At 65.3% G+C, this 11,733-nt stretch carries 13 protein-coding genes and 1 pseudogene; 6 read left to right on the plus strand and 8 right to left on the minus strand.

Annotated features, from left to right (window positions below; genetic code table 11):
* Nucleotides 1–25: 25 nt before the first annotated feature.
* Nucleotides 26–670, minus strand: coding sequence for a VC0807 family protein (locus LFL96_RS07620; protein ID WP_280999759.1), 645 nt, complete (start codon nt 668–670; stop codon nt 26–28).
* 165 nt (nt 671–835) lie between these two features.
* On the opposite strand from LFL96_RS07620, the gene arfB reads away from it, so the two are divergent.
* Nucleotides 836–1,240 (plus strand): alternative ribosome rescue aminoacyl-tRNA hydrolase ArfB, encoded by a 405-nt coding sequence (arfB, locus tag LFL96_RS07625; RefSeq protein ID WP_280999760.1) that lies wholly within the window; start codon nt 836–838, stop codon nt 1,238–1,240.
* A 118-nt stretch (nt 1,241–1,358) separates the two neighbouring features.
* Here the strand turns inward: arfB and LFL96_RS07630 are convergent, their stop codons facing one another.
* Together LFL96_RS07630 and LFL96_RS07635 are read right to left on the minus strand one after the other, a co-directional pair.
* The gene (locus LFL96_RS07630; RefSeq protein ID WP_280999762.1) at nt 1,359–2,696 is read right to left on the minus strand and encodes an EAL domain-containing protein; all 1,338 of its coding nucleotides are present in this window, start codon (nt 2,694–2,696) and stop codon (nt 1,359–1,361) included.
* Complete coding sequence (locus tag LFL96_RS07635; RefSeq protein WP_281000906.1) at nt 2,669–2,818, minus strand: hypothetical protein; 150 nt, start codon at nt 2,816–2,818, stop codon at nt 2,669–2,671. Before LFL96_RS07635 ends, LFL96_RS07630 begins: the two co-directional genes overlap by 28 nt.
* 392 nt (nt 2,819–3,210) lie before the next feature.
* Here LFL96_RS07635 and LFL96_RS07640 point away from each other — a divergent pair, with 392 nt between their 5' ends.
* Nucleotides 3,211–3,501 (plus strand): putative quinol monooxygenase, encoded by a 291-nt coding sequence (locus tag LFL96_RS07640; protein ID WP_280999763.1) that lies wholly within the window; start codon nt 3,211–3,213, stop codon nt 3,499–3,501.
* Nucleotides 3,502–3,637: 136 nt separating this feature from the next.
* Here the strand turns inward: LFL96_RS07640 and LFL96_RS07645 are convergent, their stop codons facing one another.
* The 3 genes from LFL96_RS07645 to LFL96_RS07655 all read right to left on the minus strand — a co-directional run bounded on the left by LFL96_RS07645 (nt 3,638) and on the right by LFL96_RS07655 (nt 5,472).
* A complete protein-coding gene (locus LFL96_RS07645) occupies nt 3,638–3,895 on the minus strand; it encodes a DNA-binding protein (protein ID WP_280999765.1) in 258 nt (85 codons plus the stop codon).
* Between the two features lie 296 nt (nt 3,896–4,191).
* A complete protein-coding gene (locus tag LFL96_RS07650; protein ID WP_280999766.1) occupies nt 4,192–4,437 on the minus strand; it encodes a hypothetical protein in 246 nt (81 codons plus the stop codon).
* A gap of 315 nt (nt 4,438–4,752) precedes the next feature.
* On the minus strand, nt 4,753–5,472 hold the full coding sequence (locus LFL96_RS07655) for a YdcF family protein (protein ID WP_280999767.1): 720 nt from the start codon (nt 5,470–5,472) through the stop codon (nt 4,753–4,755).
* Nucleotides 5,473–5,737: 265 nt separating this feature from the next.
* Between LFL96_RS07655 and LFL96_RS07660 the strand changes: the two genes are divergently transcribed.
* On the plus strand, nt 5,738–6,061 hold the full coding sequence (locus LFL96_RS07660) for a hypothetical protein (RefSeq protein WP_280999768.1): 324 nt from the start codon (nt 5,738–5,740) through the stop codon (nt 6,059–6,061).
* 361 nt (nt 6,062–6,422) lie between these two features.
* Here LFL96_RS07660 and LFL96_RS07665 read toward each other — a convergent pair whose 3' ends face one another.
* Both LFL96_RS07665 and LFL96_RS07670 read right to left on the minus strand, forming a co-directional pair.
* A complete protein-coding gene (locus tag LFL96_RS07665) occupies nt 6,423–6,677 on the minus strand; it encodes a hypothetical protein (RefSeq protein ID WP_280999769.1) in 255 nt (84 codons plus the stop codon).
* A gap of 328 nt (nt 6,678–7,005) precedes the next feature.
* Nucleotides 7,006–7,392, minus strand: a pseudogene (locus tag LFL96_RS07670) (transposase); the annotation flags it as partial.
* 409 nt (nt 7,393–7,801) lie between these two features.
* Here LFL96_RS07670 and LFL96_RS07675 point away from each other — a divergent pair.
* The 3 genes from LFL96_RS07675 (at nt 7,802) to scpB (ending at nt 11,695) form a co-directional block, all read left to right on the plus strand.
* The gene (locus tag LFL96_RS07675; RefSeq protein WP_280999808.1) at nt 7,802–8,704 is read left to right on the plus strand and encodes a LysR family transcriptional regulator; all 903 of its coding nucleotides are present in this window, start codon (nt 7,802–7,804) and stop codon (nt 8,702–8,704) included.
* A gap of 217 nt (nt 8,705–8,921) precedes the next feature.
* Nucleotides 8,922–10,229 carry a pyridoxal phosphate-dependent aminotransferase gene (locus LFL96_RS07680; protein ID WP_280999810.1) on the plus strand — a complete coding sequence of 436 codons (1,308 nt, stop codon included), beginning with the start codon at nt 8,922–8,924 and terminating at the stop codon, nt 10,227–10,229.
* 359 nt (nt 10,230–10,588) lie between these two features.
* Nucleotides 10,589–11,695: an SMC-Scp complex subunit ScpB gene (gene scpB / locus LFL96_RS07685; protein WP_280999811.1), complete on the plus strand. Its 1,107-nt coding sequence runs from the start codon at nt 10,589–10,591 to the stop codon at nt 11,693–11,695.
* Nucleotides 11,696–11,733: the final 38 nt, after the last annotated feature.

Raw genomic sequence — 11,733 nt, forward strand, 5'->3', positions numbered from 1 at the left:
TGCCGCCTCATTCAACTCATCCGCCTCACTCCGCCGCGACACGCTGCGCCGGCCCGCTTGCCTCGCCACGCTGACGCAGCGTTTTGCGATACCAGACCGTCCACGCGGTCAGCGCGCCGTAAATGCCGTAACCGATGAACGGCGACACCACCAGAAATCGTTCGATCGGCCAGGTCAGCGCCATCCAGGCGCGCAGCGCGGTTTCGCCGGTGAGGCCGACGCCCCACACCAGCGTCATCATCCGCAACGCGCCGGACAGACCCGGACGGTCCGCGAACAGTTGCTCGAAGCGCGCGGCGCCGCCTTCCATTTCCCGCGCGACGCTGGCTCGCGCGAGATAGAAGATCAGCGGACGGCGCATCGGCAGCGATAGCAGGAACGCCACGCCGATCGCGCCAGAGACCAGCGACTCGCGCAACAGCAGCATGCGCGGACTGCCGCCCACGGCCATGGCCGCGATCGACAGCACGATGCCGGCCACGACCATCACGCTGAGCGCGTCGACGCGCCGGAAGCGCACGAGCTCGACGAGGCTCCAGAGTATCGGCGGCACCGCCGAGGCGATCAGCGCGCCGGTCTCGCCCAGTTGCGGATGCGAGTACCGGTACACGAGCCACGGCAGCAGAAAGTTGACGACCAGTTCCAGCACAAAACCAGCACGGAGTTTCATTTGAATTTACGCTGTAAGCGGAAAGCGCAGTATCCACGAACTGGCCGCGCCGACGCAAATGCTTTTTCGCATCGGACGAACTGTCCGATAGTCCGTAACCCATGCCAGGCTGCGCGCCGCGCGCGTCGCTGTGTACACTGACGTCTCTTTGCCCAGACCCGCCCCATGACTTCCCGTTATCCGATCCCGCCGAACGAAATCGAGTTGACCGCAGTGCGCGCGCAAGGGGCGGGCGGCCAGAACGTCAACAAGGTATCGAGCGCGATTCATCTGCGCTTCGACGTGCACGCTTCGTCGCTGCCGGACGTGTTGAAGATGCGTCTGCTCGCGCTGTCCGATCACCGTCTCACGCGCGACGGCGTGGTGGTCATCAAGGCGCAGCAGCATCGTACGCAGGAGATGAACCGGGCGGCCGCGCTGGCGCGGCTCGACGAGTTGATCGAAAGCGTCAGCGTGACGCGCAAGACGCGTGTCGCGACCCGGCCGACGCGCGCGTCGAATCGGCGGCGCCTCGACAGTAAGGCCAAACGCAGCGAGATCAAATCCGGCCGTGGCCGGGTGGATGAGTAAGCGGGAGAACCTGGGCGAGTTGGGCTGCGGGGCTGACTAATTTTTAGCGCTTCACGGTAACGCGCGCGTCGGCGTCTTCATCGCGTCATCGCGTCATCGACAAAAACAGAACACCCCGTTAGCGCTTGCCGCCGCGCCCATGACGCCGCGTGTCCGACCGCACCGCGCTCGGCACGAAATCGACGCACAACACATGCGTGCTCCCGCCGTGTTCGAACGCAATGGCGGCGGTGTAGCAGTCCTGGCCGTCCGCGAGCGAATAGTGCGGACCCATCATCGCGACACGTCCCGGCGCGGCCAACGCGTGCTTGAAATACGCGCGACGCGACCAGTTGCTGCGCGTGTCCGCGTAGAGCGGCGCGAGCCGCAGCGGCGGGGGCGCCACCGAGGCGGCGGTCACCGAGGGCTGTGTCTGTTCGCCTTGACCATCGGTGATGAACACCCGCCGCGCTTCCCGCAGATGCCAGACTTTCTGCGCGGCCTGTTGCAGGTCGCCGGTGGTCTTGAAGGTATCGACGGCCGCCAGCACCGCTTCCGCGAAACCCTCGAAGCCGAGCCGCTGATGACCGGCGTGCTCGCGTTCGTACGCGGCGAACTTGTCCCACATCGACCCGATCAGCGCCGGCACCTTGGCGCATGCGGCCTGCACCGAACCTTGCGGCTGGCCGAGCCAGAAACCCTGTACGAAATCGACGTCGGCCTGCATCAGGATCATCAGCTCTTCGTCGGTCTCGACGCCCTCGGCCAGCACCAGCGTGCCGGACTGATGCAGCATCGCGATCAGATGGCTGATCAGCGAATCGTCGCCCTCGCGTCGGCCCGCGCGCGCCACCAGCGAGCGGTCCAGTTTCACGATGTCGGGACGGAAGCGCCACACGCGGTCGAAGTTCGAGAAGCCCGTGCCGAAGTCGTCGATCGCAATCAGGAAATCGCGCGGCTGCGACGCGGCGAGCATGCTGGCGACGGCGGATTCATCGTCGGCCGGCTGTTCGAGCACCTCGATCACGATGCGTTCCTGCGGCAGCCCGAAGTGCGCCGACAGCTCGTCGATGAACGCGCGTTGCGGCCAGCCGGTCTCGAACACCTGCGGCCGCGTGTTCAAAAACAGCCAGCCGGTGTCGATGCCCTGTTCCATGAAATTCGCGACATGCAGGCAACGCGCGATGCGGTCGAGTTCGCGCGCCTCGGCGTCGGAGCGGGTGCCGGCGAACAGCACGTCGGGCGAGACGGGCAGGCCGACCGGATCGAACGCGCGCAGCAGACCTTCGTAGCCGACCACGCGTTGATGCGTGACCGACAGCACCGGCTGGAACACGCTGTGCAGGGTGAGCGCGCGCCAGCTCGCGGTCCATCCGCCGGATTCGTCCCGGACCAGATGCGGGAGCAGGCCGCTCAGGCTCAATTCACTGACGGTGGGCTTGGACGCGGTCATAGACACGGGCACGAGAGCGGACATGGCGACATCGCGGCAAGCGGGTGACGGGACGCGCGCAGCACCTCGGCGCGCGACGAATGCACGGCCGGAACGGCGGCGCGGCGCGGATACAGCCCAGGAACGCACAGCGCGATGCCAGCCATGCCGGACTCCGGCGGAGATTCAAACCAGTCTAGCAGCTTGCAATTCGCATGAATGTGCGGGTAATCACAGACGCGCGGCCTGTATCGATGGCCGCGCGGACCGGCTTTCGCGAACGCGTCCGGTGTTCGCCGGATCGATCGTCGCGCCCCGTCCATCGCGCGAATGGCTTGCGCGCTTGCAATGCATGAGGACGGATCGCGCACTGCGCAATCAAGCGTCCGTATGAAACCGAGGGTAGCAGTGCGGCCGGCGGCCACCCGCCAAACTCCAGGCCAGGACGGTGCACTGACGTTTGGCGCGGCGACGCTATTCGTCAGGCTAGACCGGCCGCTGTCTGCACGATCGGCGATCGGCGGGTATCCTGCTGCTTTTCGTGAAAGGGAGGTCGAGGATGTCGGAAATCGCGGTGGTCGCAATCTCGGTGGCCAAGCCGGGGCACGAGGAGCAGGTGCTGGCGGCGCTCAAAGGTCTCATTGCACCGACGCTTCAGGAAGCGGGCGCGCTTCAGTACGAGCTGCATCGCGATGTGCAGGAGCCGCGCCGGTTCGTGTTTATCGAGCGATGGGCCAGTCAGGAGGCGCTGGCCGTGCATGCGAAGTCCGCGCATGTGGAGGCCTTCAAGAAGACCATCGCGGATTGGGTCGAACACGTCGAGATTCGCGCGGTGTCGAAAATCGCTTAAGTGTTCGGCGGCGGGCAGTGGGCGCTTCGCGGTGCCCGCGGTGTCTGCAGGTGCCTGCCAGGTCGAACGCTTTAAAACTGCAACGGCGAGCTGCCGGCGGCCCACGAGGGTCCGCGCGGCGCTCGCCGTTTGTCGTTCAATGCGCGGCTTGCGGGACGTCGAGGATCAGGATGATGGTCCAGTCCGCGTCGCCATCATGGTGATACTGCCGCTCCACGACGATGAACGGTTGCTGCTTGCCGTCCGGACCGAGGAACAGCACGTCGCCTTCCATCGGCAGGCACTCGACGGGCGGCAGCGCGAGAAACGCTTCCTGACCGCCGCGCGGCATCAGTTTTTCGATTTTGCGAGATGCTGCTTCCGTCCATTCGATATCAAGCTGGATGTTGCTCATGCTGTCCTCCGCACCAGGGTGCGCACGGGTTAGGGGAGTCCGGCCGGCCGCCGGTTGGTGCGCGACTGTAGCACACCGGACGTCGCGCGCCGGCCGCATCGGCGCGATTCGCTTGCCGGCCGCGCGACGGTTCTTCAGCCGGCCCTTCAGTCAGCCCGTCAGTCGGCTCATTAGACAACAAAAAAGCCGAAACCGGCGATGCCGGCTTCGGCTTTTCACCCGTGCGGCGAGGCCGTGGGTGAGGGTGTCGACCGCGCGGGCGAACCGCGCTGCCGGACGGCGCGGCGGCGCCGCGCTTACGAGCTGGCGGCGTCGGCCTTGGCGGCCTTCTTATGGTGATGCGGAGCCATCTTGTGATGCTTCATCGGCGCGGCCGGCGCGTTGTCCATCGCCTGCTGACGGTTTTGCAAATCTTGCGCACGCTGTTCGACGTCGGCGGCCTTGGCCGGATCGGTGCTCATCATGACGCCGTTGTCCTGCGCATACGCCGCGCCCGTTACGGCACTGAGGGAAACCAGGATCGCCAGGGACACTTTCTTCATCGTTACCTCCGCAGAGTGGTTTATGGACCCGAGTATTTGCCTGTCCAATCGGAAAGACAATGCATTCTAGCGAGCAATATCCGCTCCAGCAGATGCTTTTGTAACTGCATTGACAATTCGTTACATCTGGTTACTTTCTGCGCCGATGCGGGCGGGACGGGTCCGCGTCCGTCCCGATGATCGCTTGATGGAACGCATGCGATGCGCGACAGATCCGCCACACGCATCCGCAATACGTGGAACATTCGTATCGCTAACTAATTCTTTTCGCTGCTTGCAGCGCGGATGGCCGACGTCCGACGCATCGTCGATGCGCTAGAACCACCCGATCGCGCGGTACACATGAAACTGCGCAATGCCGATCAATTCATGCAGCGCGGTTTCCGCGCTCACCAGATTGTCATAACGCGGGAGTACACCGAACTGAATGTGCCGCGCGTTCGAGATCACCGGCTGCGGCGCGAGCCCGAAACGCGCGAAATCGAGCAGTGCGCGCGGCATCTGATACGCGGAGGTGACGAGGATCAACGCGTCGTAACGCGAGCGGCCGAGAATGGCCGAGACGTTGCGCGCGTTTTCGTACGTGGTACGGCTGGTGTTCTCCAGCACGATGTCCTCGCGCGGCACCTGATCTCGCAACAGATAGGGCAGGTAAGTATCCGCCTCCGACGCGCTATGCCGCTGCGGATTGCCGCCGCTGACGATCACGTGGCAGACCGGCGCGGTTCGCTTGCAGTCCGCATAGCTGCGGGCGCTCGCGGCGATGCGCGCGAGCACGTCGCGCGGCGGAACCAGCACGTGATCGTCGTTGTAACGCGTGCCGCCGCCCAGCAGGATGATCGCGGTGCGCGGCGCGAAGTTCGCGGGCGCCGCGTTCTGTACGCGCGGCTGCGCGAGGTCGAGCAAAGGCGCGCTGAGCCAGCCCGCGCCGAGCAGCCAGAACACGGCGGCGGCACCGATGACGAGCGGTCGGCGAGCCCGCTTCCATAGCACGATTGCTGCAAAAAAAAGCGCCAATAAAGTGAATAGAATCAATTTAAATGGGGTAACGTATGACTTTCGGGATAATTCCGCGAGCTTGCTATCGCGCCGCAGCGGTTGCATCGTCGGCACGCGGATGGAACGCTAACATGCCGTTCATACGGGGGTCCCAAAAACAAAGTCAGGCAGCATCTGGCGGAAATCGGCGCACGAGGTGCGGCCAGCTTCCGGCCAGACGCGGGTGCTGAGCGCGTCGCTGGTGGCGCGGTGACGTGTTGGGCGTAGATGTGTCATAGCTGCACTTTAAGAAAGAAGTGAGATGACCACGTATTCCAACGAAGCGGTACTTGAAGCGCTGCGGCGGGCGCAATATCGCCAGGTTCCCTGGGCCAGAAGGCCGGGCGTTTTCCAATATCTTCGCGCGCTCGGTTTGATGGACACCGTGCGACAGCGAACCGTCGCGCCGGCGCCGGGATTCCATGCGCCGGTCGACATCGCCGTGCTCACCGAGCGCGGCCGGGCCGAATTCGAGCGACTCGCGCACGACGAACGGCTGATGACCTGGACCGCGCAGCGCATGAACGACTATGTCGTCACGCCTGCCGACACGCGGTCCACCGCGGCGCTCGAAGTTCGCTCCTAGCGAACCGGCGCAGGCCGGCAGGCCGCTACCGAATTCCGGCCGCTCGCGCGGCCGGAGGCGGCATTGTTGATTCCAATCCTGCTTTTCTCGACATGCGGTGCGTGGCGCGACGTGGTGCTTGCCGGCAATGGCCCTCGGCCGTCACTTGTACAAAAAAACCGCCCCAAAAAAAAGCCCGTATCGCGAGGATACGGGCGTACCGGATTTACTACTGCCACGCTGTGCTAATGGCGTTAAATCAGACTAGCGCAATGCAAGGTGGTTCCCGGTCATTCGATTCGAGTTAATCCTGGGTAGGTGACTTCGCTAAAGTTCATTTGGCTCATTCGGCTTATTGTGCGCGCCACGTGGCCTACGCGGCCTACCGGCGCCGCGGCGGCCCTTCACGCGGAAACTCCGGCCGCTCGCGCACATTGCTCGCGATATCGCCGCGCAGGTCGCCACGCGGCGCTGGCGGCGTGAATTCGCGGCCGCGCGCGTCGCCCTGTTGCCAGGCTTGCAGGCTGGCAGCCCGGTCGGGCCGCCAGTTCCATCCATCGGGGCGCTGCTGGGCAAGCGCCGGTGCGGCCATCGCTGAAATCACAATGCCGCACAGAAGCAGTGACATTGGTTTCATGCTGAGCTCCCGTCAAGCCCATCGACTCAAGGCCTGTTTGCATAGCCATAAGGTATGCCGAGTCGCGAAAGCACGCTGTAAGTAATAGTAAATGGATGTTTCACTGCGCGCGTGCTGCTTGCCCGCGCGGGGCGTGCGCACGACGCCGGACGCCCGGAGCCGGGCATCGGCGGGTTCGATTCAGCGAAGGGGACGACTGCGCTGGGCGCGCCAGACGGCGGTGCCCATGATGGCTACGGCGAGCGTCGACATCGACGCCCGGCGGTCCAGATACACGCCGGGCGCCCGCAGGCGCCCGGATGCAGATTGAGTCGCGTCAGGCCATCTTGACCGGCGCGCGCCACGATTCCGGATTGGTCCAGAACGCGCCACGCAGACGGTCGCGGCTCGGCGGTGCCGGCGGTTTCGCCGCCGTCGCGCCGATCCGGCCGCGCAGCGAAATCTCGCGGCCGCTCGTGCCGAGTCGCTTGACTATTTCGGCGAGCGTACCATCGGCCTGCCACTCGTCGAAACGACGGCGGCACGTCGGCGGCGACGGATAGCGGCCCGGCAGCTTGGACCAGCCTTCGCCCGTCGACAGTACCCACAGCACGGCGTTGACCACCGCACGCGCTTCCACGCGTGGCCGACCGCGCCGTTCGCTCCGTGCTGGCTCCGCACAGAACAACGCCTCGACCAGCGCCCACTCGTTGTCTCTCAAATCGTCGAACAGCATCATGTTTCACCTCAGCGAAGCTAACTCCGGTGCGCTGCCCCGCGCCGCGCACTCTCCATGTACCCGATAGGCGGGTACCAAGGAGGGTCGGGCTTGCCACGGTCTGCTATGCAGTCAGAATCATGGCGCCGACCCTTGTCTGCAGGTAAATGCAGGAAGTGTGCCAATTTGAGTCCAACCGCCTGAAAGCCCCGTGACAGCGGGCCAGCGCGGGCGCCAGCTAGGGGCGTATGAGAATCCAAAAAACCCATCCCGCAAATCAGGACAATCACCAATCTTGTGCAATCAGGCCCGTCCAGCGTGCGTTTGCGCCTTATTGCTGCATTGCAGCGATTGATGAGAAAACCCATCTGGTGGGCGCTTTCGTCATACAATGCGCATCAAACGCGGTTATTGATGAGGATGGTAAATGAATGTCACCCTGCGTCAGCTAAGGGTTTTCATTGAGGTCGCGCGCTTGCAGAGCTTCAGCCGGGCGGGGGATGAAATCGGCCTGACGCAGTCGGCGGTCAGTCGCTGCGTGCGCGAACTGGAGGGCGAGATCGGGCTCAAGCTGATCGACCGCACGACGCGCGAGGTGCAGCTCACGGATGTCGGCGGCAACCTCGTCGCGAGCGTGTCGCGGCTGCTGACCGATCTCGACGACGCGCTGCGCGAGATCCGCGAAATCGGCGAACAGCGTCGCGGCCGGGTGGTGGTGGCGGCCAGTCCGACCGTCGCGTGCCGCCTGATGCCCGGCGTGGTGGCGGCCTGCGGACGGGAGTTTCCGTACGTCACGCTGGGTTTGCGCGATGACGTGCAGAGCGACGTGGTGCGCAAGGTCAAATCGGGCGAGGTCGACTTCGGCGTGATCATCGGCCCGTTTTCCGCCGACGACCTCGTGAGCGAAACGTTGATGACCGATTCGTTCTGCGTGGTCGCGCGCGACGATCATCCGCTCGGGCAGAAGACGCAGGTCTCGTGGACCGAGCTGGCGGGCCAGCAGCTCGTCATGCTCGATTACGCGTCGGGTAGCCGGCCGATTATCGACGCGGTGATGCAGGAATACGGCGTGAGCGCCACGGTGGTGCAGGAGTTGGGGCACTCCGCGACCGTCTTCGGGCTGGTGGAGGCGGGCGTCGGCGTGAGCGTGTTGCCGTGGCTGGCGCTGCCGCTGCCGGCGGGCTCCTCGCTGGTGGCGCGGCCGCTGGTGCCGCGCGCTGAGCGCACGGTGGAGCTGGTGCGGCGGCGCGACCGGTCGCTGTCGCCGGCGGCCGAGGCGGTGTGGGGACTGATCCGGCAATTGCCGGCGCGGGCGGAGGATCTGGCGTGAGCTGGCGACGGGCCTCTGCGGCTTCGGCGTCCGAAAACGGGCTTGCGCGCTAAACTGTCGCGGCTGCGTGGCAGTGCCCGGCAATAACCCACGGTGACCCGTGCACAGTGACTCGCAGTGACCCGCGACTCGCAGGGGCCCGTGGCACGCAACCGGCGACCGGCGACCCGCGTTGGCCGCCCCTTTTTCCTCCTCACCCGTTTGCCTGGAAGTCTCGATGAGCGAATCGGATCAGCCTGTACCTGCCGTGCCTTACCTCCCGAATGCCCGCGATGCCGTCCGCGCGCTGCGTCCTTCGCAAATCCGCGAAGTCGCGAACGCCGGTTTTGGCGTGGCCGACGTGCTGCCGTTCTGGTTTGGCGAATCCGACCGCGTGACGCCGGCGTTCATTCGCGATGCCGCGAGCGCTGCGTTGTCCGCCGGCGCGACGTTCTACACGCATAACCTGGGCATCGCGCCGCTGCGCGAGGCGCTCGCGAAATACGTCGGCGGACTGCATGGCGCGACATCGCCGGAGCACGTGGCGGTGACGAGCGCGGGCGTGAATGCGTTGATGCTCGCGACGCAACTGGTTGTGGGCGCGGGCGATCGCGTCGTCGCGGTGACGCCGCTGTGGCCGAACCTCGTCGAGATTCCGAAGATTCTCGGCGCGCATGTGGAAACGGTTGCGCTGCGTTATGGCGAGGCCGGCTGGCAACTCGACATGGCGCAACTGCTCGCCGCGCTGACGCCCGGCACGCGCATGCTGCTGATCAATTCGCCGAACAATCCCACCGGCTGGGTGATGAGCCGCGACGAGCAGCGCACCGTGCTGGCGCATTGCCGGCGTCACGGCATCTGGATCGTCGCGGACGAGGTCTATGAGCGCCTCTACTACGCGGATGGGGGCGAGGACGCCGCCGTGGCGCCTGCTTCGCATGACACCGGGCGCAACGAGATTCCGGGCGGCACGGAGAGTCCAGTGGGCGCCGACGCCGCGCGCGCAGTAGTCGCTCCATCGTTCCTCGATCTGGCGACGCGCGACGAGCGCGTGATCTGCGTCAACTCGTTCTCGAAGGCATGGCTGATGACCGGCTGGCGGCTCGGCTGGATCGTCGCGCCCGCCGCGTTGATGGACGATCTGGGCAAGCTCGTCGAATACAACACGTCGTGCGCGCCCGCGTTCGTGCAGCAGGCTGGCATCGTGGCCGTCCGCCAGGGCGAGGCGTTCACGCGGGAGCTCGTGCGCGACCTGCGGGTGTCCCGCGACCATCTGGTGCGCGCGCTCGCCGACGTGCCGGGCATCGACGTCAAAACGCCGCGCGGCGCGATGTACCTGTTCTTTTCGATGCCCGGCGCCGCCAGCAGCCTCGAACTGTGCAAGGCAATGGTGCGCGACGTCGGCCTCGGGGTCGCGCCAGGCAGTGCGTTCGGGCCGCAGGGCGAGGGCTTCGTGCGGTGGTGCTACGCGTGCGACCCCGCGCGGCTGGATGCGGGCGTCGAACGCTTGAAGCGCTTCCTCGCGAAGCAGGGCGCGGGCGGTTGAGCGTGCTGCGAGAAGCGCCGGGCGGTCGATGTTCGAGCGGAATCGGGCGGAAATCCGTGCTTTCCGGTCGATAGCTCCGTTTTTTCCGGAAAGCACGTCCGCCAACGCATCGGCGGAAAAATGCGCGGGGGATTTCGCCTTTACGCACCGATTGTTTTTGCGTAATATGGCGCTCAGTCACGCGGTTCCCTTCAGGAATATCGCTGCTCCGTCCGGCTGGGTTTGGCTCGATAGTCTGTTTCGCCTCCCCCCGGTGCGTGCTCCCATCAATATGACCGATCAGAATCGGGCGAGCGCGTCTTCAGTTCCACATCGTCTGTTTGATCCGGTTCTTTGACCACAGGGTCTGACCTAGCTGCATGAATACCCAAGAGGCGAAGATCGTCCTCGAGACTGCCTTGATCTGCGCGCAGGAGCCGTTAAAGCTCAACGATTTGCGCAAGCTTTTTGCCGACGGCGTGTCGGCAGACACCGTTCGAACTTTGCTCGAAGACCTCCGTCGGGATTGGTCGGGGCGCGGTGTGGAGCTGGTCGGGCTGGCGTCGGGCTGGCGGTTTCAAAGCAAGCCCGCGATGCGCTCGTATCTGGATCGTTTGCATCCCGAGAAACCGCCGAAATATTCGCGCGCGGTGCTCGAAACGCTGGCGATCATTGCCTATCGGCAGCCGGTCACGCGCGGCGATATCGAAGAGATTCGCGGCGTAACGGTGAATACGCAGGTCGTGAAGCAGCTCGAGGATCGCAGCTGGATCGAGGTGATCGGTCATCGCGACGTGCCGGGGCGTCCGGCGCTGTACGCGACCACGCGTCAGTTCCTCGACGATCTTGGGCTGAAGGCGCTCGATGAACTGCCGCCGCTCGCCGATCCGTCGGCGCAGCTGAACGCGGATCTGCTGGGTCAGCATGCGATCGAGTTTGCCGAAGCGGGCGCCGCGCCGGCTGACGAGGCAGAAGAGGACGGCGCGGCGGAAGTGCCGATGTTGTCTAATGACGGCACGCTCGACGCACCGGAAATGGCCGCCCAAGCGCGAAGCGACGTTGATGCCGCGACGGAACCCCCAGTCGCGGCGCAGCCCCCGGCTGAAGCCGAAGTGGCGACGGAATCCGAAACCACTGCCGAGCCTGCAACTTCAGCCACCGCTGAGGTTGAAGCATCGATCGGAAGCGAATCAGCAGGGCTGACCGAACCGGCCCCCGGCGACACCGCCGGGCAAGCCGCCGTGGAAGCGGCACATGTTGAAGTTGAACCGCGAACCGGCATTGCCGAGTCCGCCATGCATCACGATCCGGTCTCCCAGGCCGATCCTGCAATACCCGCGCACGGCTCCGGCGTACTCCGCGATTCGGAGCACGTCACCGGGCCGAACCCGACCAAGGCGGCGCACGGCGATTCCGAGGATCGCCGCGATGCCGCGCAGGACGCGGGCGTTCTGACCGACGACGAACCCGAGTCGCGCAGCGCCTGACGTAACCGAACTTTTTTTGCCGCGCCCGCAACGGGCGC

The organism is Paraburkholderia sp. D15 (assembly GCF_029910215.1).
Lineage (GTDB): Bacteria > Pseudomonadota > Gammaproteobacteria > Burkholderiales > Burkholderiaceae > Paraburkholderia.